This is a genomic window from Staphylococcus ratti (assembly GCF_020883535.1).
Lineage (GTDB): Bacteria > Bacillota > Bacilli > Staphylococcales > Staphylococcaceae > Staphylococcus > Staphylococcus ratti.
In genome coordinates, this window is record NZ_CP086654.1 from 1686081 (window position 1) to 1707934 (window position 21854).

A 21854-nucleotide genomic window follows, 5' to 3' on the forward strand; every position below is an offset into this window, starting at 1 on the left:
TCCATAATTTCAATTACATTAGCTATTGTATAGTAAAGGTTATTCTAAATGAATTAACAGAGGCTTAATCAATTATTAATTATACATTAACTCTTATGATAAATTTATGCGCAATTTTTAGGGTATATGTACGCAATTATAAAAAGGTGCTGAGACATCATCCCGAACACCTTTTGAATTCATCTTTTATATTGTAAATAATTCTTATTAGACCTATGCAATGCCTTAAAAATGACATTCAAACAATCTCATTTTTTTCGAGCATCCCTACACACTAATATACTTACAATTAAAAATGAGACTCCTAATAACAAGAATATTATTTTTATCGGTAGCCATTGCGCTAAAATACTTAAAAACTACAAGGTAAATGACTTATTAAATATTTTATTGTTATACCTAGATATTCCTCACTTCTAAATTTTGAATCGTCTACACTTAGTTGGACAAATTCTATGAGAATAGATATTGTTAAATTAAGAAAGTAGGCGATTTTTATGAAAAGAGAGAGAAGAACTTTCAGTCCTGAATTTAAATTACAAATGTAAAGCTTTATGAAAACGGTAAACCTAGAAATGAAATTGCTCGTGAATATGATTTAACACCTTCGACGTTAGGGAAATGGATTAAGCAACATCAAAATACTGGTTCATTTAACCATCAAGATAGCTTAACTAATGAAGAAAAAGAACTAAGAAAATTACGTAAAGAAAATCAACAATTGAAAATGGAAAATGATATTTTAAAGCAAGCAGCGCTGATCATGGGACGAAAATAGATGTCATTCGAAAGAATGCCAATAAATATTCAGTATCAGCAATGTGCAAAGTCCTGCAAATCTCTAGAAGTAGTTACTATTACGAAATTAACAAATCACCCAACGTTGAAAAAGATGATCGAGATAAGGAAATTAGCGATAAAATTATCGAGATTTTCAATTCTAATCGCAAATGTTTTGGAACAAGAAGGATTAAAAATGAACTTATCAAAAATGGTTTAAATGTTTCAAGACGACGTATAGGACGTATTATGAAAGCAAATAAATTAGTATCTTCTTATACGACATCGAAGTATAAATCATTTCCTTCTCGCTCAAGTGAACGCGAAATCAATAATGAATTAAATCGAAGTTTCAATAGAAAAGAACCATTGGAAGTTCTTGTCAGTGATTTGACATATGTAAAAGTGGCTGGAAAATGGCATTACATATGTTTATTTATTGATCTTTTTAACCGTGAGATTGTTGGGCATAGCGCAGGATCAAAGAAAGACAGCGCGCTTGTATCCAAGGCACTTAGTAGCATTAGACACGATTTAAGAGACGTACAAATGTTTCACACTGACAGAGGAAAAGAGTTTGATAATCATATGATTGATGATGTACTAGATACCTTTGGTATCAAAAGATCTTTAAGCATGAAAGGATGTCCATATGACAACGCAGTAGCTGAAAGTACATTTAAAGCGTTAAAAACTGAATTCATTAAACAGTATGATTTTAAATCTCTTAATCACTTAAAACTCGAATTGTTTGATTATGTTAATTGGTATAACAACATTCGACCTCATAGTGTATTAAATTATCTGACGCCGAAAGCGTACAAAGATAGTTTCTATAAAAACTGCCTAGAAATCTGTTGACATACCACCTAGTGTTTCTAGTGTTTTTTCGACTTGCTTTCCGTGATAAAATTGAAGTTTCACCTCATTTATAAGAAGTATATTTTATCAATTAAATTTATTGTAATTCGTTTCCATTCTTTTGCCAACAACAAACAGTATATTTTATCAACTTTTCTTTTTGTTTAAAAGATCCCTAAACTCAGGATTCTTTGTTTCGCACTTATATTGCGCAAAAAAGACTAACACACAGCTATTTCTGTACATTAGTCTTTTTTCTTTATTTCACTTATCTTTCCACCAAATTTTTCAATTTATCTTCATATTCAACCATTATTTCACTTATCAAATTAATGAATTCTTGCTCGCTCTCATTATTATTTCGAGCTAATTTATAAATACATTAATTTTCATAATTACCACATCACCTTTTAAGTTATATCAATTAAACATATATCTTACAATTCTATTTTTAATTCTTCTGCAAATTCTTCAAATGGTCGAGGCTCTCCTTTATTTTCTATTCTTTTTTTAAAAGCGAACTCTCCTGTTCTTGCATCATATTGTTCTTCTGACTCAGTAGACGTAATTGTAATCATATTTACCACTTCTATATACTTAAATTATAGCATAATAAGCTATTCTTCTGAATATGTTGGTAAACGATCTTCATCACTGTAAATCGAAAAGAATGTATTTAGACAAGATAAAATATATACACATAAGGCCATAAACTCTTAGATATTATTTTAAGTTCGAACAAAATTATCTAAGAGTTTCTGACGTTATAAATTAGTATATTAACAATCAAAATAACATTTTATTTCCCTATAGCAATTTCATAAATTACGAACTCGTCTTTTGAAAGATCTAGTACTTCTGCGTACCTTTCTTCTATATACCCTCCACTTATAAATGTCCGCAGACTTAATTCAGTTGCTTTTAATACAATATTCTGTGCCAAATGCCCACTTTCTTGAAGGGCAAACCTAAACCCTCTTTCCCCATACTTTTGTATATAAGTTTCGGTATGTGCAACTATTATAAAGTAACAGCTACTACAATCAATGAGGTAATAATTCAAAGTTAATGTATTTATCAATTCTTTCATATCATTTGTTTCAGCAAATATTGTTAATTCCCCTTCCTTCTCCATCTTATATACACCTTGTGTTAGGCCTTTTACATTTATCACAAAACAATAGATTTCTAGCCCATATAGCGCTCCGGCGGAAGGATAGGATATATTAAATGTTGCATCTAATAAGTTGTTTAACTCGTCTTTAGCTATTGCAACTTTAAAATCCCTGGAAGTTTTTCTTTTTATAAATAAATTATTTAGTGCAGATTTATTTTTTAATTCTGTATAACTCTTTTTCTCTTTATTGCTTCGATATTTTTCATAGTACACTTTTATTCTTTCATTGAATTCATTATAATTTTTATCATTTAGTGAACTTTCCCAATAAAATTGTTTATACTTCATTCTTCCTCCTTAAAAACTTATAAACGATTAACATCATAATACCAATTATAGGAAAAACAAAATAAATTAATGAAATATCTACATAATTAATTGATGCCGAAGATATTAAATATGACAATGCAGAAAACACTGTAGATATACTTATAATATGAGATTTAGCTTTCCCTATTGATTTTATTGGTATATTATTTTGCAAAATAATCGATAATGGAATATTAAACGATGTAATGCATGCACCTAATACAAACATAAATACAAAGTAAATAATTATATTTGAATTGAATGAAAGCCCCGTTATTAAAAATCCTTGCAATAAAGCGCTAAAAATAAATAGTTTGTCTGATTTGCGAGAATCCAACGTTACATATTTTGAAATTAATACGCCCGATAAGATACCACCAAACATCATAAATATTTCAGTCGCAGTAAATATGTCAGGGTTCACGCCTAACCTTTCCCTTATATAAGGAATAATCAAAGTTGTATATGGTGTTATCATAACATTTGCAGCGATCGCAATAACTAATATATAGTTCACAATTGCTATATCATATTTAGAGGCACTTTCTTCTCCTGAAACTTTTTCGTAATTTTCAGACAATACTTTAGATATTGATATAATTAAAACTAAACTTATAATATACATCACGATTTCTATATAAATAATAACATTAATGTCTACTCTTGCGATGAGTACTGAACCTAATATCATTCCTAATACGTATAATACTTTTTCTATTATTGATAAATATGAATTCATTTTAACGATTAACGCTTCACCAAAACTCTTAACAAATTTCGGCGATATCGAACCGCTGACCACGTCTAAGCAATTCAATATGATTGTTAATACACAAATTACAAGGATATCATGCATTAAATTTAATAATAACAATGCTGTTGCTAAAGTGATTATTCTAATTACAAATAGGTTTCTATATAATTTAACGTGATTAAATTTATCAATCTTATTCGTAATAATCCTGGAAGTTATAAACCTAATAAAAAATACAACAGAAACAACTAGTGCTAAGATCGAGTACGTTGATTTTTCACCAATCGTCCAATACACCGCTACAAATGTAGCACTGTTTCCAAGTATGATTAAAGCATAAGAAATCATATAAATCATTATATTTGTGTTCATTGTTCCTCCTCATAATCAGCTTTTTAATATGGTGTTATAATCTTAGATTCAAACAATTTATTTAATTCGCCTTTTTTCTTCATTAATTTTATAAAGTTCGTAGGTTTATTAGTAAAATATATAAACTTCGGAATTATTATTCGACCAACTTCTCTATTATAGTTCACTTTACACTCCTTGCTGTTAAAATTTGCATAATATACTTCAACTTTATCTTTTAATATACTCTTGAGCACGTGTATATTTTCAACATAATCTTCACGTGTTAGACTTTTAGCATTTGATATTATTTCCGCCATTCTGCTTAGATATACATTATCTACATTGAAATCATCATAATAAGAACTATCATTACACCTTAAGTTTGACATCGCTTCGAACAGTGAGTTCCTTATCGCAATATCAAAGTTTCCATTTGCCGACGCACCAAATAACACTCTATTATTTTTAACAACAAAAACATTCACACAATTAATTTTATATTTATTCTTTATATATACAAAATTAACGTTATACCCTATTTTTTCAATTGATAATACAATAGATTTAATAGGATTTTTTAAATAATCATTTGGTATCAATCTATAATTCTTATTCGAATCACATATCCAGTTTTTTAAAGTCAAGTGTCTTTCTACACATTCATTTACTCCACTCTCAATTATTTTTTCTTTATTTACGTGCGCTGCAAAACCATTAGAAGAAATGGGATAATAAATATGGTCTTCTGATTTAAAATTAACCATTTGAGAAGGAATGTATGTTTCTTTTTCCTCCAAGAGGCTATATACCTTGCTAAATTTAAATCCATTAATATCTTGCAAAAAATTGATATTTTCTGAAAAACTTTTATCAATTAACATACTAGGTTGCTCGAAAAGATTCATTGTATATCTCTCTATACATTCACTAACAGCCTTTTCTTTGGCTATTTTATAATTTAAATCAACACCACCACAAATCAAAAAACCACCATTTAGTGTTGCTCCCTTAAAGTTTTTCAATTGTAATATGTATTGCTTTACTTTGCCACCACCGTAGTTAATTATAATATTATTTTCCTCAATAATATAAATTTTATTCACAGAATTTAATTTTTTCATTTAATTGCCCCTCTTTACAATTTGGTAAACAAAAAATCTTTTGACTCGTCAGTTCCAACACTTCATCTGTGAATTTTCGACTTCCTTCATGCAATATATTAATATTGTTAGGTTCTAAATACGGAAGTGTAGCTAGTAATCTTTGGTTAAAACATTGGCAATTAGTATCTAGTTCTACGTGCAACCATTGATCAAGAAAAAATATATAGTGTATTTTTTTATTCTCAACACTTATATTTAAAAGTGGAAATCCACAATTTATAATATAGAGATTTTGCTCATAAGATTTAATAATAACTTTGTTGTAATCTCTTGATTCTTCATTTATAATAATGTTTTCCCTTTTTAGGTAATTATACATTTCTAAATACTCATCATTTTCATTTGGTTTATCTAATCTCTTTAATTTTTGAATAGTATTATAATCTTCTATTTCAATTTTTAAGTACTGTTCACACATTTCAAATACATTTAGAACATATATATATTTATCTTGTTCAATTATATGGTAATTATCATTTATTTTCATTGTTCAATCAGCACTTTCTATTTTTTTATAAATATAATAAAGTTTTTCTTTTAAGCTTTTTCTATTTTTCAATTCATCTTTATAATTTCTCTCAAATTCATCCATTTGTTTCCCGAAATTATTAAATACTAATTCTTTAGGTTTTCTCTCGAAAATAAAATAATAACTAAACCAGATTAACTTATTCATTAGTGAATTATCATCTATAATTAAAAATTTATTAATTAAGTACTTTAATATTGAATAATCTATTCCTCTACAAATCCATTCATTAGTAACATTATACTCCTTTACGTTTCCTATTATACAAACAATTGTCAGCTGGTCATGTTCATCCAAATAGCTAGTAAACTGTCCTAATGGTGGAGAAGGAGCTTTTTCAGTGTAAACAATTTGAATTTCTATAGGTTTTTCTATATATCTAAGTTGATTGTTTTTATATGTGTTTAATCTTAATTTGTCAGGTATTTCAATAATTTTTGAATCATTCTGCATTAATGATAACAATATTGCATTGATATCATTATTGTATTTCTTTCCTATACTATTAAAATATATATCTATAATAAGGTTTGTGTATTCATAACTTTTTTTAATGTTATTATCACTTATATAATTTTGAAGTTCAATATTGTTAAAACGTTCGAAATATGAATCTATCGCCTGGCTATAAAAATATTTTATTTTAATTTTTTTATTAATTATAATCAATCTCTTTATATACTAATTTTAAAATACTAGCTAGATTATATTTCTCATCTGGACATGGTTGTTCTTTTACTCCTTCTCTTTCATTATCAAATCTTTTTTGCGCACAAAATGCCCCTTGACAGTTTGGAGAAAATATACAGCTCATACAAGTCTTATCTTCTTTGCCGGCATCCAACCATTTAGATAATTTACCTACATAAATTTCATAATTATCTCTAAATATTTGGCCAACGATATTTCTTTCTTCAGTATCTAATTCAATATTACACCTCATTAACTTACCATCTGACCCTATCATCCAATAATTAGGATTAGATGCGTTGCAGACAATACCGCCAGGTTGTATGTAAAATTTCAATTTTTTATTAAATAGTCTGTAATTACTCGCACGTTCTAAACCTTCAAACTTATTATGATTAATAATACACTCCTCATAATTCCCTTCGTTATACCCGTTATATTCAAAAATTGGTCTTAAATCTACATTTTTAAAACGGTGATCATCAGCAAATTCATTGTTATAATATAATAAGAATGAATCTAATTTCTCTAATGCTGAACTACTATAGTTCTGCCTTAATTGTAGTTCAAATTCTATGTCAGAATTTTTCATATTCTTCAAATTCTTAACAATAATATCAAATGTAGAACCTCCATTTTTTAACACCCTCGTTTTATCATGTTCCTCTTTTATTCCATCTAATGTTACAGTGTAATTTAAAACTTTGTATTCACATAATTTAGCAAATACTTTACTATTTAGTAGGTACCCATTTGTTGTTATGCTTGAGGAATACTCAATTTTATTTTTATGGCAATATTCCATTAATTCTTCTGATAGTTTTTCGATCACATTTAATGAATATAATGGCTCTCCACCATACCAATTTATATGTAAATGCCTATAGCCAAATTTTTCTAATGTTTTTTTAATAAAGTTAATTGTACCTGATTGTATATCTTGATTCATTGCCCCTCGTTTAAAGTGTTCAAAACAGTATACGCATCTAAAATTACAATCTTCTGTTGGAAGTATGGATATGAATAAGGTGTCTGTTGCTTCTCTTTTAGCAACTAGTTCTGAGAATACGTTTCTCATGTCTTCTTGTTCATCTAATATAAAACCTTCTTCATAAAGACAATTTATCAAATCACTTTTATGACCTATTTTTTGTAAAGACTTTAACTTTAAGTATTCTTGCATATCCTCTTGTTCAATAAGCCCTATCAATGTTCCATCTTTAGAATTATAAATAATTAATTCACCTAAATCGTTAAATACATCGACATTATATTTTGAAATATACATATTTTTCCCCCTTAACAAAAAAGGAATGTATAAATACATTCCTTTAGAAAATATTACCCATTACCCTTGCATACATTAACGTTTCCACAAGCTGCGAGCAGTTCCTTAATTTTCTCATCGTTCTTAACGATAACTTTTTTGATTTTCATGTTTATCTCCCCTTTTACAAAATTATGTGATTTTTCAATAACAATGTCATTTTACAATACAATTAAAGAATAATCAAACTTTTTTGATTTTTCTTTATTTTCCGTTAATTTATCGGTGTATACAATAAACATGCAGTGTGTCAAGTAAAAAGTATAAATCTAATATTAAAGATTTGGAAATTGATTCATTAGATATTCTTAACAAAACTGACATCAAGCAATATAACTTAAATTCAGATCTTGATATTGGTGTTAAGAAAACAAAATATGGAGTTATCCTTTAGGATACACCTGAAATACTACATGAAGGAGATTCTATTGATGTTTACGCAATGGTATCTGTGCTTTGGGATGTAGTGAATCGTCTACACTTAGTTGGACAAATTCTATGAGAATAGATATTGTTAAATTAAGAAAGTAGGCGATTTTTATGAAAAGAGAGAGAAGAACTTTCAGTCCTGAATTTAAATTACAAATGTAAAGCTTTATGAAAACGGTAAACCTAGAAATGAAATTGCTCGTGAATATGATTTAACACCTTCGACGTTAGGGAAATGGATTAAGCAACATCAAAATACTGGTTCATTTAACCATCAAGATAGCTTAACTAATGAAGAAAAAGAACTAAGAAAATTACGTAAAGAAAATCAACAATTGAAAATGGAAAATGATATTTTAAAGCAAGCAGCGCTGATCATGGGACGAAAATAGATGTCATTCGAAAGAATGCCAATAAATATTCAGTATCAGCAATGTGCAAAGTCCTGCAAATCTCTAGAAGTAGTTACTATTACGAAATTAACAAATCACCCAACGTTGAAAAAGATGATCGAGATAAGGAAATTAGCGATAAAATTATCGAGATTTTCAATTCTAATCGCAAATGTTTTGGAACAAGAAGGATTAAAAATGAACTTATCAAAAATGGTTTAAATGTTTCAAGACGACGTATAGGACGTATTATGAAAGCAAATAAATTAGTATCTTCTTATACGACATCGAAGTATAAATCATTTCCTTCTCGCTCAAGTGAACGCGAAATCAATAATGAATTAAATCGAAGTTTCAATAGAAAAGAACCATTGGAAGTTCTTGTCAGTGATTTGACATATGTAAAAGTGGCTGGAAAATGGCATTACATATGTTTATTTATTGATCTTTTTAACCGTGAGATTGTTGGGCATAGCGCAGGATCAAAGAAAGACAGCGCGCTTGTATCCAAGGCACTTAGTAGCATTAGACACGATTTAAGAGACGTACAAATGTTTCACACTGACAGAGGAAAAGAGTTTGATAATCATATGATTGATGATGTACTAGATACCTTTGGTATCAAAAGATCTTTAAGCATGAAAGGATGTCCATATGACAACGCAGTAGCTGAAAGTACATTTAAAGCGTTAAAAACTGAATTCATTAAACAGTATGATTTTAAATCTCTTAATCACTTAAAACTCGAATTGTTTGATTATGTTAATTGGTATAACAACATTCGACCTCATAGTGTATTAAATTATCTGACGCCGAAAGCGTACAAAGATAGTTTCTATAAAAACTGTCTAGAAATCTGTTGACATACCATTTTTATTTTGAATATAGAAGTGCTACAGCCACTGAAACAGATTTGTATTTTCTTAAACGCTTAAACACTTTTATGCCTCCCTTACACCATTCATGATTTATATTTATGATCTATTCATAGTAATTTTTTAATTATACCCATTCCAAGGGGATTTTTTAACAAATCTCCCCTTTTTCTTGCAAGTTACTTTAAATTATGGATGTTGGATGGTGTTCTTATCGATAAATGTGCATGTTATTTAATTTTATAATTCAAAAACACGCTTTTATTTCTGAGTGTAATACACATTAAGAAATAAAAGCGCATCTTTCTAATATTTTATAAAATCAGACGTATTTAAATCTATTATAGGATAATTTACTAAGCTTGTTAAATCGCTACATTAAGGAAAGTGATTCTTTCCTCATAGTCAACAATTTTCAATTAAAATCTGCATAAATGAAACATAAAAAGATAGCTTATTTTATAAATAAGGGCTAGTCTAGATATTTTAGCTGGCAATTAATAATGCTAAATTTGAGAAAATGAAAAGAGAAATAAAGATAGGTGGAAAAATAAGATGTCATTTAGTATTGGAAATTAATCTATACTTCTGGGAGATTTGGAAATGGTTTGGATGGATCGGGAGCTCTAGTATAATCCTCACGTTGCTTTTCTAAAATGGCATATCTTGATAGTGTTTCGTAGATGTTGAAATTATCTTTATTATAATCTATAGGCTTGTCTGGGTTGGAAGTAAGTGCTTTTGCTTTGCGGTCTAAATGATAGGAAAAAGTAATACAATTACGATATTGCGTTGACATAGTATGTTCAGATGCATTGACGATAACCGATTGACGATTCACAAATATGATTTTCACACGTGCGCCTTGTAACTTTTTAATTTGTTCAATGAAGTGCATATTTACCCATGCATTTTCAGATGTTCGGTCAGAGTGTGTAGGGAAATAAAAAGATGGAAAAATCGGTGTAATATTAATTGGAAGTTTACTTTTGAGGTTAGAAATGCGGCGTGTTTGATTTTTTCGTGATTGATACGTTTCACCATAACATTTACAACTATTTTCAATAATTTGTAGTGGTGTCTCGTGAACAATAAGTGGTGGTTTACTATACCTAAAAATTTCAGTACTTTCGTTCATACCGTTAGGCCCATTAGTTGGACGAAGAAACATGTCTCCTTTCATAATAATATAATTTTTACTTACTGGATATTCATTCATAAAATACCCCCTTTATTTAATATTTTTCTCTCTATACTATTAATTATATTCATAAGACATTATATGTCAATACATTTTTGATATTTATTTTTATTTAATATTGGTAGTCTGATACTTTCAATCGAAAACGTTTTAAAAATTCAGAAAATTCATTGCATTTATGTCTTTCATTAGTTATACTGTTAACTAACTATTTTAACAACATAAAAGGAGTGATTTTTATGAACCAGCCAATCGAAACACAACTTTATGATACTACGAATGCAATGCACATGGTCAATCAACTAGGTGTAGAAATGATTATTGAAGATGCACTTAAAAATCATCGTAAACAACAGCTCAAACGCTTAATTGATGAAGCTTTGTTAAACAAAAATGAAGCCAACTTCAAGATGTATACAACAGCTTATTTACAATTGGAGGGCCCAGAAGTTGAAACCATTAGATAGTTCTACCTCCACATATTAAAACAGGACGACACATTGCACCTTTACAATATATCGTCCTGTTATTTTTATGCCATTAAATTGATAATATCTTCTTTTGCTATATCTCCAAAATAATAGTAAAAGTCAAAACCTTCTAATGCTTCATAAATCGCCTGCTTTTGATGTAATACCCCTTCTAATGCATACTCTAAATCTGTGACGTTCCCTTCTCCAAAAAAATCACCGAAAATTTTTGCATGTTCAATGCGTCCTTTTTTGACATCGAGTTTGATTTGAATAAATCCTTTTTCAAATTTTTGCTCTCTTCCAAAATTGTATTTTGGATTTTTACCATAATTCCAATCCCACGTACGATATTTTTCAATACTTAATTGCTCAATATTGTGCCAATCTTCCTCAGTCAATACGTATTCTTCTACATCTTCCTCTCCGAAAAGATGCTTTAAAATAATTTTTTTAAAGTCTTCAATCGCTAAAGGTTCGTCTAAAAAATCTTGAATGTTCGCCACTCGTTTACGTACAGATTTGACCCCTTTAGATTGAATTTTAGCAGGGTTCACACGCAATGCATTTTGTACTTCATCAAGATCACTATTTAACATTAATGTTCCATGACTGAACATACGGTCTTTCACTTTGACCATCGCATTCCCAGAAATTTTTGCTAGTCCAACTTGAATATCATTTCGTCCTGTTAACGATGCTTTGACACCCATCTGATTTAAAGCATCTACAATAGGCTGCGTGAATTTTTTGAAATTGTGAAAGCTTTGACCATCATCTTTCGTAATAAAGCTAAAATTTAAATTTCCAAAATCATGATAGACCGCGCCACCACCAGAAATACGGCGTACTACGTCAATTTGATTTGCCTCTATATAAGGTTGATGCACTTCTTCTATCGTATTTTGGTTTTTCCCTACGATAATAGAAGGTCTATTAATGTAAAATAAAAAATAACTCTCCTCTTCGTCCATAGGAACTGTGTTTAAAACATACTCTTCCATCGCTAAATTCATCGTAGGATCGGTCATATTTCGATTGCTAATAAATTTCATCGTCTTTACCTCCTTTAATACACTTTATTAAATTAAATATCGCACGATGCAAGGGGAATATGCTACTGTTTAGACTTATAGATGACAAAAAGATTAAAATTAACGTAAATTGTTTATTTAAATTGTAAATTTTAGTACAATATATGCTAGTTAAATTTCTAAGGGGGCTTAAGCATGACGATTGCAGAAGTTGGAGATATCGTAGAATTTTATGATGGCATTAGAGGAAAAGTTGAAAAAATCAACGATAATTCTGTTATTGTAGACCTTACAATAATGGACAATTTTGCTTCACTTGATTTACCAGAAAAAACAGTCATTAATCATAAAAGATATAAGATTGTTGAACAAGAAGGATAACTTATGATGAAAAAAATGAACAAACCGCTACTTTGGTTTATTTTAAGTTTTATTTGTTTCCACATTATACTCTTCATCATGTGGGGCGAATATAACGTTTATTGGCAATTATATACTGGCATTATGCTCATTGCAGGTATTAGTTACGTATTTTATCAACGCGATATCGCATCTAAACGATTGCTTACCTCTATTGCTATCGGTTTGGCAACAGGGTTAGCGTTGATATTAGTTCAAGTCATTTTTGCTTTTATCACCTCAGATTTAACTTATACATCACTTATTAAGCAACTGTCTCGAACAGGCGTTTATTTCAAATGGCAAATGTTAATCACATTGTTGTGTGTGATGCCATGTCATGAATTGTATATGCGTACCATTTTACAAAAAGAACTCACACAATTATTTCAACGACCATGGATTGGAATTGTTGTAAGCGCTGGTTTATCTAGTTCCTTCTTCTTATACTTGGATCGTTGGTGGGTTGTGCTTTTCATCTTTGTATGTCAATTAATTTTAGGACTAAGTTATGCCTATACACGCCGAATTGTAACGACAACAGTAGCACAGATTGTAGCGGTGGTCCTTTTACTCATATTCCACGGGTAAAAGATATGAGGAGAAGCAAATTTGTTTTTTTACACTACAAATGACGCCTATCTTCCAAACTCAAATCATTTGAGATGAAAGAGTGAGAGAAATCTTGTCGATTTTTCTCACTCTCTATTTTTTATATTTGTAGACAACCTTTTCGCTTTAATAGCCGACAATATACATATTTTGTTGGGCTTCTTTTATAGGTTCCGATGACGACAGACGCTCAATCATCAGTTCTGGCATAGACTGCTTAGATACTTCATGTATTGGTGCATCTTTCAAATATTGACGGTAATGACGATAGCAATAATCCGTCATCGTAACACGATACGTATAGTCTTGGCGTAAGCTCATTTGCGTTACACGTTGATGAACAGGTTGTGACATATCTATTGTGTAATCAAATCCTTTCCAAAAAAGAAAGCGCGTCGGATCTAATTGGGACAATTTCAATGTTCCCGCTTCTTCTTGTAGATAGGCAACACTTTTTTCGATAAGCGTTTTTATCACTTGTCCGCGTAATGTGACCTCAATCAGTTGATCCGGATGAGGGTAGGCGTCATAAACATCTTTATGCTGAATAGGGCTTTTGAGACCTTTTGATAAAGGAAGTGGCAAATGAACACAACTGATATTAACTTGATGATGAAGCCCCATACTTTCATGTAATAATTCAATAAATGGATGTGGTTTTAGTAACAGTTCTTGAAAATCGAAGAAACATGTGTCTACTTTAGCTCCATGAATGCCTTCATTTTTCCATTTTTGAACCGCTTTACGATCATAGCGTGTCATTTCTAAAAGTTCTGGATGTTCTTCATAATCACTTAAAGTGACGATAGTAGGTTCTATTTTCAATGTTTCATAAGAAGATTGGCGACGTCTAAAAGTAATCTCTACGTGTACAAGATGCTCCCCGTTTTGGCCGGCTCTAACAAAGAGCGTGCCATCCTCATGCTCCAACGTTGTTGCACGTTGATGCCCCGTAATAAATAAATCTACAATACCAATATTTTTTAGTATTTCATGCGCATATTGATCTGCCACCTCTTTTTCAGTCCGTTGCGACGTTGAGACCCCTCCATGATAAAGAACGATAAGAAAGTCTGGTGCTTCAGCTTCATAAATATATCGAATCCAACGTTTGGCTGAAATTGTGGCACGTTCAATTGCAATATCTTTTTCCATTTCTATGTTTTCATTTTTAACTAATGATTCAGAAGTCAGTCCGATAACCGCAATACGTAAATCATCTATTTTATGAATAAAATACGGTGTAGAAAAATAAGGTTCATGTGTCATCGCATATTCGATATTGGCAGATAACCATGGAAAACGTGATAACGCCACAGAACGATTTAAAAAGTCTAATCCAAACTTAAATTCATCCGCACTTACTCCACTTGCATTATAATCTAATGCATTCATTAATTTGATCATAGGATGACGCTTATGAGGTGCAATAATCGCATAATAAAAAGCGACAATATTTCCTGCTAAACTTCCTCCATTATCAAGTAAAAGTACATGATCTTCACGTTGACGAATTTCAGATACATAAGTTCCTGCACGGTATATTTGTGCACCTTCTTCGCCATTTAAAATATGACTATGAATATCAGATGTAGCTAAAATTTGGACACGAATCTCCTCATGTTGACGCATCATCAGAACCCCTTTTAAACATTTGAGTTTATTTTATCATACTTTAAAAAATCACATTGACGCATTTTGAATCGTTCTTCATCTTTTATACTAAAAACGGGTAAATACAAACATTTAGATTGGAAGCCGACTTATACACAAAATAATCACTCAAATTTTACCGACTAAGTATACCTAGTAATCATAACCACCCGTAAAACGGGTGGTTTGCTCTGCGGCTGAAAGCCTCTGTTACTGACCAGCCCTTATAAGGGCACTGAAAAGATCAGCCAACTGTACTACTTTCTCAGCAACCCTTAAAAGGGTTCTATTTTTTTCTCAACTTTTTATTTTCTTCCCCTGTAAATGGATCTATATATTCCACCATTGTAAGTTGCTCTGCAACGACATCCTCTTGTAATTGATTTCGTATATATTCTTCTATTACCTTTTTGTTTCTTCCGACCGTGTCTACATAAAAACCCTTACACCAAAACTTTCTATTCCCATACTTGTATTTCAAATGAGCATGTCTATCAAAAATCATTAGACTGCTTTTCCCCTTTAAATAACCTACAAATTGGGAAACACTTATTTTGGGCGGTATACTTACCAACATATGAATATGATCTTTACATGCTTCGGCCTCTATAATTTCTACGCCTTTTCTTTCACAAAGCTGTCTTAAAATTATGCCGATATCCCTTTTTATTTTTCCATATATAATTTGTCTTCTATATTTAGGTGCGAAAACTATGTGATACTTACAATTCCACTTTGTATGTGCTAAACTGTTTGTGTCTTTAGACATTTAGGCATCTCCTCGTGTAGTTAGTATTGGTTGGCTGACCAAATATTATTCTAGCATGTTGAGGTGCCTGTTTTAATACAACGGTGAAACCTTTCCGGAACCATACGCATAGCGTATGGTTTACATTTAATACAAAAAAAGTAGGACAGAAATCAAATCGGTTTCTGTCCCACTCTATTCTTAAATTTGTATAGCCATTAACTTTCTCATTTGATTAACCAATTTGTACCCGTTCTTTAGGAAAGTGGAATTTCGCAGGTTCACGGTTACCGCTAAACATAATAATGAAAGAAATCAATCCTACGCGTCCAATAAACATTAAGCACATTAAAACGACTTTAGAGATGCCACTGAGTTCCCCAGTAATTCCAGTAGAAAGGCCACATGTTCCGAATGCTGACATGATTTCGAAATAAATATGAATCACATTAAATTCGCGGCCCTCAGCAAGTAACATAATAAACATGCCTAAAAAAGTTAAAAAGATAGCAATGGCAAAAACGGCAAAAGAGCGTTGAATATCTTGCGCATGGATTTCTCGATTAAACGCTTTAACGCTCGACTTTTCTGCGTTAGGTTTATAGTTAAGTAAAAATAAAATTAAAATCGCAAACGTCGTTGTCCGTATTCCTCCACCTACTGAACTTGGCGAAGAACCGATGAACATCAATCCACCCATAAATAAATTAGTAGCATCAGAAAATTGAGACACATCGATCGTTTGTAAACCAGCACTTCTTGTAGTGGCAGATTGGAAAAGTGCATAGAAAAACGATTCATGCCAAGAATATCCCTTCAATAAACTATGACTTTCCATAAGTAAAATACCAATAACTCCTACAATCAATATAGCTAAATAAGTCACAGTCGTTATTTTCGTAAATAACGTAAATCTAAAATTAGGAATACGATTTGTAATATACGCTTTAACTTCTAATAAAACGGGGAAGCCAATAGAGCCTAAAATAATTAGAAATATAATAATCGTTTGTACGAAGTAATCTGTAGCATAAGGAATCAATGATTCTCCTGTAATATCTAGTCCCCCATTTGTAGTTGCCGAAATGGAGACAAATATGCCTTGGATAACCGCCTCTTTAATATCATGAAGTTCACGATAAAAATAAAACGACAATAATATTGCTCCTACTGCTTCAATTAACAACATGGCACGCACGATATCTAAAATTAATTTTACAGTTCCACTCATAGACTCTCTATTATTATCTAACATAATTAATTGACGTTCTCGAATACCGATATGCTTTCCTAGTACTACCCATAAGAGCGTACCGATAGCCATTACACCGATACCACCAATATTCAAAATAATTAAAATGATGACATAACCGAATGTTGAATACGTTTCTGAAATATTTACTGGTGTTAATCCTGTGACACTTACACCTGAAACGGCTACAAATAATGTATCAATAGGGGCAACTTTGACACCAGGTTTATGCACGCCAGGTATATTTAATAATAAAAATGCAATGACGATGGCGACAAGATAATACAATACTATCCCTTGTTGCGGACTTGCTTTTTTTAAGAGTTGTTTCACTATCGACAAGATTGTTCACTCCACGTTATTTCAATTTAAATGCAATGTGCTCTGTTTGACCTTGACGCAATATCTTTAATCTCACTTTTTGTGAGGTGTCTAAATGTTGGAAAAGTTTTTGTTTATAGGATAATGAGTCTTTTATAGGTTGTCTATCTAATTCTATAATAATATCATCTTTTTGTAATCCTGAATTTTTAGCTAGACGATTATTTTCGATTTCTCTCACGACAACACCTTGCTTCAGTACTTCAGGGATTTTTAAAGACACACGTTCATTGGCAGTTAATTCGGATACATTTTGTGTCTTGATAAATGAATTCGGATAATCAATTTTACCCTCTTTTTCTAACTTTTTAGCAATTTTTAATGCATCATTGATAGGAATCCCAAACGCCATGCCTTCAACATTAGGCATACTAATTTTCAATGATGCAATACCTACTAAATCCCCTTTCTGATCAATAATGGCGCCACCCGAATCTCCTGGATTTACTGGTGCATCTACTTGAAAGGCATGTAACAATGTATCATATTGCTTATCTTTGTCAATATCAACTGGTACATTACGGTTTAAACCTGAAACAATGCCTTCTCCTACTGAATTATAAAAATCTAACCCTAAAGGATTGCCCATTACAATAATTGGCTCACCAAGCATTAACTTATCTGAATCTCCTGTATGTAACGGTTTGAGTTGTTTTGCTTCTTTTTCTGGTACTTTCAACACAGCAATATCTGACCACTTGTCCGTTCCAACTACAGTAGCTGTCACTTTTTTATCTGAGAGATACGTTAATGTTTGATGTTCACTTTTACCAATGACATGCGCATTTGTAAGTATATAAAGAGTGCCGTCTACTTTTTTGTAGACGACACCTGAACCTGTTTCATTTTCTTGTTGTGCCTGATTTTTAATAGCTTGAACATGCTCTGCAGTAGATTGAGATTGACTTTCAACAGCTACAACTGAATTTAAAGCGGTATTGGCATGGGTCATCGTTGGTGTGATTTGCTTATGCGTTTGTTGATTGCCAACTGCATTACGCACGTTATCTCCACTATGATTTACGTTACTAAAAATGGCATACAAAAGTACTAAAATTAAAATTACAGCTACTACGATTAATAATTTTGCCCATTCTTTGGAAATAAATTTCGTTATTTTTTCTGTCCAATCTTTTTTATTAGTATAACGATGCTTATCTCGAGCGTTTAAAGGCGTTTCCTCTTCTTGAGAGGCAGTCGTTTGCGATGACTTATGTATAGCGTTATGTTGTTTCGATGAAGTTTGTTTTTTTATTTCTTCAGCTTGTTGTTTATATAAATAATTTTGTTCCACTGCAGTCTGTTTAGATACAGGTTCTTTTTCTAGTTCTTTCCCTTCTGTAGTCTGAGATGCTGTATTGATTTTATCTTCATGTGTGATTTTTTCAATGCGCGCTTTTCTTAAATTATCTTTGACGCGCTCTTCATTATTTCTAACTTGTGCCTTTTCGCGCTCGGCTTTTTGTTTAGACGCTTCTTCTTCAGCTTTGATACGTGCTTCACGTTCATCATTATGAAAAAATTCGCGTCGTTTACGTTTGTATGTGTGTCGCGGAATGACATGTTTTTTATCTTGATCCAATGCTCACGCCCTCCTCAGTTTATGTGCTTATCTTTTATTATGACATATTGGTTTGCAAATTTCTTTAATAATCCACCTAAAAATGAAAAAGTAAAAAACAGGACACATATTTTCACCAATAAAAAAGAAGCGGCTAGAACTCTTTAAGTCCTAGCCGCTTCTATGCTACACACGCTTCAAAACGTGTTTGTTTTATTTACAGTTTTAAGAATGTTTTTTGTTTTTAGCTACTGAAGTTAACCAGCCGATAATAACTAAACCAATCATAACTGTCCAGAAAATGATTTGCCAAAGTGTTGAATGTGGGAAATCATGTGGAATTAAACCGATATCATCGTGTGCCAATACTAACACAACAAGTTTAATACCTACCCAACCTACAATCGCAAACGCTGCACCTTCTAGACCTGGATATTTGTTCAAAAGTTCTACGAAAACTGTAGCGGCAAAACGCATTAAAATAACGCCAATTAAACCACCTAAAAACATAACGCCAAATTGTCCGGCATCCATACCACCAAAATGAACACCTAACTTAGGCAGCGTAACCGCAATCGCTAATGCAGCAAGCATTGAGTCAATCGCGAAAGCAATGTCAGCAAATTCTACTTTGGCTACTGTGCCCCAAAATTCTTTAGCACTTACTTCTTTTTCTACGCCTGATTCATCATAGTGGTGATCATCATTGTCAGGCATTTCTTCACCATGTTGTTTCTTTTTAAAGAATTCATACAGATTTTTGATAGCCATATAAATGAGGTAAACTGCACCTAACGCTTGTATCCACCAGAAATTCACTAAAATACTAATTAAGAATAAAGCAATAAAACGAAAAACAAAAGCACCTAATAGCCCGTAAAATAAAGCTCTTTTTCGTTGTTTTGGCGGTAAGTGTTTTACCATAACAGCCATAACAACCGCATTGTCCGCTGCAAGCAAACCTTCTAAAAATACGAGTACTAATATTACCCATCCATAGGTTAACAATAACGTTGGATCCAAAATAATCCCTCCTATATAGAGATAATGTACAAAATATAATTTCATACCTTACCATCGCTTTTTGCATAATTAAAGAGACCCATGCTAAATCATATAGCAAAGGTCTCACTTAGCAAAAGTATTGCCCGCTTCACCGGAAGATGCCTCTTCGTAATGACGACAAAGCGTTTTTAACGTGTAAACGTTAAACAAGTTACTCCCCTCTGACAGAAATGTCCTAGGTATTTAATTATGATGTGACTATTATACCCAATTCTTCTTGAAAATAACAGTCTGTTTATCGATAGATGCACATCTTATATTAAAAAATAAGATTATAGTAAGCTATAAAGCTCAATTTCAGGGAATTTTTCTTCAAACCAACGTGTCGCAAACTCATTTTCAAATAAAAATACTTTATTATCATAGCGGTCATTCACTAAAATAGAACGACTTGTATTCATTTTTTCTTGAATTGCATCTTCATTTTTAATCCAACGGGCAATCTTTTTACCTACAGGTTCCATGATTACATCTACGTTATATTCATTTTTCATACGATGTTCAAACACTTCGAACTGCAATTGTCCTACTGCACCTAAAATCACTTGATTCGTATGTGGCGATTTGTAGTATTGGATTGCGCCTTCTTGCACTAATTGTTCAATTCCTTTATGAAAATGTTTTTGTTTCATTACATTTTTAGCCGACACTTTCATAAAAATTTCAGGTGTGAACTGTGGTAAAGCTTTAAAGTTGAACTTTTGATTGCCACCTACTAATGTATCACCGATTTGATAATTTCCTGTGTCGTAAAGGCCAATAATATCACCAGCTACTGCGTGATTGACCGTTTCTTTATCGTCAGCCATAAAACTTGTAGAACGTGTAATCTTTTGTTTTTTATTTGTACGTTGTAATTTAACGTCCATGCCTCTTTCAAAAGCACCACTTACGACACGCATAAACGCGATACGGTCACGATGTCTTGGGTCCATATTGGCTTGAATTTTAAAAATAAAACCAGAGAATTGGTCATCGTAAGGACTCACATCGATATCTTCTTCAGTTTGACGCGCATGTGGCATTGGTGCATGATCCACATAGGCATTTAAGAAGTTTTGTACACCGAAATTTGCTAGGGCTGAACCAAAGAATACTGGTGTTAAGTCCCCTTTCATTAATGCTTCTGTATCAAAAGCTTCACCTGCTTCATCCACTAACATTAATTCTTCAATCGCTTGTTGGAACACACTATCTTGAGCAATAGGATGTGTTTCTTCTAATTCATAGTCCTCATTAATGTGGAGCGTGTTCTCTTCATCTCTAAATGGTTCAATCGTTCGTGCTTTGCGGTCAATAATACCAAAGAAATTTTGCCCCATTCCAATTGGCCAGTTCATAGGATATGTCTCGATACCAAGCGTTGATTCAATCTCATCTAATAAGTCAAATGGATCTTTACCCACGCGGTCAAGCTTATTAATAAACGTAAAAATAGGGATGCCACGCATTTTACATACTTTGAATAATTTCAACGTTTGAGGCTCAATTCCTTTAGCGCAGTCAATGACCATCACAGCACTGTCAACAGCCATAAGCGTACGATACGTATCTTCTGAAAAATCTTCGTGTCCAGGCGTATCTAAAATATTAATTTTGAAATTATCATAGTCAAACTGCATTACTGAACTCGTTACGGAAATACCACGTTCTTGTTCTACTTTCATCCAGTCACTTGTTGCGAATTTTCCTGTTTTTTTCCCTTTAACTGTACCAGCTTCACGAATAGCACCACTAAAAAATAATAATTTTTCTGTTAACGTTGTTTTCCCAGCATCTGGATGCGAAATAATCGCAAATGTTTTACGGGATTGTACTTCTTCTTTAATACTCATTTA

The 21854-nt window shown here is 31.7% G+C and carries 19 protein-coding genes, 2 pseudogenes and 1 riboswitch; of the genes and pseudogenes, 6 read left to right on the forward strand and 15 right to left on the reverse strand.

Annotated features, from left to right (window positions below; all coding sequences use genetic code 11):
* Positions 1 to 497: 497 nt before the first annotated feature.
* Positions 498 to 1641 (forward strand): annotated as a pseudogene (locus LN051_RS08080) (IS3 family transposase).
* A gap of 437 nt (positions 1642 to 2078) precedes the next feature.
* Here the strand turns inward: LN051_RS08080 and LN051_RS08085 are convergent.
* The 7 genes from LN051_RS08085 to LN051_RS08115 all read right to left on the reverse strand — a co-directional run bounded on the left by LN051_RS08085 (position 2079) and on the right by LN051_RS08115 (position 7905).
* Positions 2079 to 2219: a hypothetical protein gene (locus tag LN051_RS08085; RefSeq protein WP_229292035.1), complete on the reverse strand. Its 141-nt coding sequence runs from the start codon at positions 2217 to 2219 to the stop codon at positions 2079 to 2081.
* A gap of 221 nt (positions 2220 to 2440) precedes the next feature.
* Positions 2441 to 3106 carry a SagB/ThcOx family dehydrogenase gene (locus LN051_RS08090; protein WP_229292036.1) on the reverse strand — a complete coding sequence of 222 codons (666 nt, stop codon included), beginning with the start codon at positions 3104 to 3106 and terminating at the stop codon, positions 2441 to 2443.
* Positions 3096 to 4253: an MFS transporter gene (locus tag LN051_RS08095; RefSeq protein WP_229292037.1), complete on the reverse strand. Its 1158-nt coding sequence runs from the start codon at positions 4251 to 4253 to the stop codon at positions 3096 to 3098. Before LN051_RS08095 ends, LN051_RS08090 begins: the two co-directional genes overlap by 11 nt.
* A 23-nt stretch (positions 4254 to 4276) precedes the next feature.
* Positions 4277 to 5356 (reverse strand): YcaO-like family protein, encoded by a 1080-nt coding sequence (locus tag LN051_RS08100; protein ID WP_229292038.1) that lies wholly within the window; start codon positions 5354 to 5356, stop codon positions 4277 to 4279.
* Positions 5331 to 5885: a hypothetical protein gene (locus tag LN051_RS08105; RefSeq protein WP_229292039.1), complete on the reverse strand. Its 555-nt coding sequence runs from the start codon at positions 5883 to 5885 to the stop codon at positions 5331 to 5333. Before LN051_RS08105 ends, LN051_RS08100 begins: the two co-directional genes overlap by 26 nt.
* Positions 5886 to 5888: 3 nt before the next feature.
* The gene (locus LN051_RS08110) at positions 5889 to 6596 is read right to left on the reverse strand and encodes a hypothetical protein (RefSeq protein WP_229292040.1); all 708 of its coding nucleotides are present in this window, start codon (positions 6594 to 6596) and stop codon (positions 5889 to 5891) included.
* Complete coding sequence (locus tag LN051_RS08115; RefSeq protein ID WP_229292041.1) at positions 6583 to 7905, reverse strand: radical SAM protein; 1323 nt, start codon at positions 7903 to 7905, stop codon at positions 6583 to 6585. Before LN051_RS08115 ends, LN051_RS08110 begins: the two co-directional genes overlap by 14 nt.
* A gap of 286 nt (positions 7906 to 8191) precedes the next feature.
* Between LN051_RS08115 and LN051_RS08120 the strand changes: the two genes are divergently transcribed.
* Positions 8192 to 8338, forward strand: a complete 147-nt coding sequence (locus tag LN051_RS08120) for a tail fiber domain-containing protein (RefSeq protein WP_229292042.1) — start codon at positions 8192 to 8194, stop codon at positions 8336 to 8338.
* A gap of 146 nt (positions 8339 to 8484) precedes the next feature.
* A pseudogene (locus LN051_RS08125) lies at positions 8485 to 9628 on the forward strand (IS3 family transposase).
* A gap of 592 nt (positions 9629 to 10220) precedes the next feature.
* On the opposite strand, the gene LN051_RS08130 reads toward LN051_RS08125, so the two are convergent.
* On the reverse strand, positions 10221 to 10859 hold the full coding sequence (locus LN051_RS08130; RefSeq protein WP_229292043.1) for a competence protein ComK: 639 nt from the start codon (positions 10857 to 10859) through the stop codon (positions 10221 to 10223).
* Between the two features lie 221 nt (positions 10860 to 11080).
* On the opposite strand from LN051_RS08130, the gene LN051_RS08135 reads away from it, so the two are divergent.
* A complete protein-coding gene (locus LN051_RS08135; protein WP_229292044.1) occupies positions 11081 to 11308 on the forward strand; it encodes an IDEAL domain-containing protein in 228 nt (75 codons plus the stop codon).
* A 65-nt stretch (positions 11309 to 11373) separates the two neighbouring features.
* Here the strand turns inward: LN051_RS08135 and LN051_RS08140 are convergent, their stop codons facing one another.
* Positions 11374 to 12366, reverse strand: a complete 993-nt coding sequence (locus tag LN051_RS08140) for a lipoate--protein ligase (protein ID WP_229292045.1) — start codon at positions 12364 to 12366, stop codon at positions 11374 to 11376.
* Between the two features lie 174 nt (positions 12367 to 12540).
* Here LN051_RS08140 and LN051_RS08145 point away from each other — a divergent pair, with 174 nt between their 5' ends.
* Together LN051_RS08145 and LN051_RS08150 are read left to right on the forward strand one after the other, a co-directional pair.
* Positions 12541 to 12726 (forward strand): YkvS family protein, encoded by a 186-nt coding sequence (locus tag LN051_RS08145; RefSeq protein ID WP_037572105.1) that lies wholly within the window; start codon positions 12541 to 12543, stop codon positions 12724 to 12726.
* 6 nt (positions 12727 to 12732) lie between these two features.
* Positions 12733 to 13335 (forward strand): CPBP family glutamic-type intramembrane protease, encoded by a 603-nt coding sequence (locus LN051_RS08150; protein WP_229293653.1) that lies wholly within the window; start codon positions 12733 to 12735, stop codon positions 13333 to 13335.
* 147 nt (positions 13336 to 13482) lie between these two features.
* Here the strand turns inward: LN051_RS08150 and LN051_RS08155 are convergent, their stop codons facing one another.
* The 6 genes from LN051_RS08155 to LN051_RS08180 all read right to left on the reverse strand — a co-directional run bounded on the left by LN051_RS08155 (position 13483) and on the right by LN051_RS08180 (position 21851).
* On the reverse strand, positions 13483 to 14988 hold the full coding sequence (locus LN051_RS08155) for a bifunctional metallophosphatase/5'-nucleotidase (RefSeq protein ID WP_229293654.1): 1506 nt from the start codon (positions 14986 to 14988) through the stop codon (positions 13483 to 13485).
* Positions 14989 to 15295: 307 nt separating this feature from the next.
* Entirely contained in the window at positions 15296 to 15778 is a 483-nt protein-coding gene (gene tnpA, locus LN051_RS08160; RefSeq protein WP_229292046.1) for an IS200/IS605 family transposase, read from the reverse strand.
* Positions 15779 to 15992: 214 nt separating this feature from the next.
* The gene (locus tag LN051_RS08165; RefSeq protein ID WP_229292047.1) at positions 15993 to 17351 is read right to left on the reverse strand and encodes a TrkH family potassium uptake protein; all 1359 of its coding nucleotides are present in this window, start codon (positions 17349 to 17351) and stop codon (positions 15993 to 15995) included.
* A gap of 16 nt (positions 17352 to 17367) precedes the next feature.
* Entirely contained in the window at positions 17368 to 18972 is a 1605-nt protein-coding gene (locus tag LN051_RS08170) for a S1C family serine protease (protein ID WP_229292048.1), read from the reverse strand.
* Positions 18973 to 19176: 204 nt separating this feature from the next.
* Positions 19177 to 19980: a TerC family protein gene (locus tag LN051_RS08175; RefSeq protein ID WP_229293655.1), complete on the reverse strand. Its 804-nt coding sequence runs from the start codon at positions 19978 to 19980 to the stop codon at positions 19177 to 19179.
* Positions 19981 to 20085: 105 nt separating this feature from the next.
* A riboswitch (yybP-ykoY riboswitch) is annotated at positions 20086 to 20188 on the reverse strand.
* 100 nt (positions 20189 to 20288) lie between these two features.
* Positions 20289 to 21851 carry a peptide chain release factor 3 gene (locus LN051_RS08180; protein ID WP_229292049.1) on the reverse strand — a complete coding sequence of 521 codons (1563 nt, stop codon included), beginning with the start codon at positions 21849 to 21851 and terminating at the stop codon, positions 20289 to 20291.
* Positions 21852 to 21854 lie beyond the last annotated feature (3 nt).

Coding starts and splice junctions, on each gene's coding strand:
- LN051_RS08130 (WP_229292043.1), bottom strand. CDS start 10,859: ATGAATGAATATCCAGTAAGTAAAAATTATATTATTATGAAAGGAGAC.
- LN051_RS08145 (WP_037572105.1), top strand. CDS start 12,541: ATGACGATTGCAGAAGTTGGAGATATCGTAGAATTTTATGATGGCATT.
- LN051_RS08155 (WP_229293654.1), bottom strand. CDS start 14,988: ATGCGTCAACATGAGGAGATTCGTGTCCAAATTTTAGCTACATCTGAT.
- LN051_RS08090 (WP_229292036.1), bottom strand. CDS start 3,106: ATGAAGTATAAACAATTTTATTGGGAAAGTTCACTAAATGATAAAAAT.
- LN051_RS08115 (WP_229292041.1), bottom strand. CDS start 7,905: ATGTATATTTCAAAATATAATGTCGATGTATTTAACGATTTAGGTGAA.
- tnpA (WP_229292046.1), bottom strand. CDS start 15,778: ATGTCTAAAGACACAAACAGTTTAGCACATACAAAGTGGAATTGTAAG.
- LN051_RS08150 (WP_229293653.1), top strand. CDS start 12,733: ATGAAAAAAATGAACAAACCGCTACTTTGGTTTATTTTAAGTTTTATT.
- LN051_RS08135 (WP_229292044.1), top strand. CDS start 11,081: ATGAACCAGCCAATCGAAACACAACTTTATGATACTACGAATGCAATG.
- LN051_RS08105 (WP_229292039.1), bottom strand. CDS start 5,885: ATGAAAATAAATGATAATTACCATATAATTGAACAAGATAAATATATA.
- LN051_RS08180 (WP_229292049.1), bottom strand. CDS start 21,851: ATGAGTATTAAAGAAGAAGTACAATCCCGTAAAACATTTGCGATTATT.
- LN051_RS08140 (WP_229292045.1), bottom strand. CDS start 12,366: ATGAAATTTATTAGCAATCGAAATATGACCGATCCTACGATGAATTTA.
- LN051_RS08095 (WP_229292037.1), bottom strand. CDS start 4,253: ATGAACACAAATATAATGATTTATATGATTTCTTATGCTTTAATCATA.
- LN051_RS08100 (WP_229292038.1), bottom strand. CDS start 5,356: ATGAAAAAATTAAATTCTGTGAATAAAATTTATATTATTGAGGAAAAT.
- LN051_RS08085 (WP_229292035.1), bottom strand. CDS start 2,219: ATGATTACAATTACGTCTACTGAGTCAGAAGAACAATATGATGCAAGA.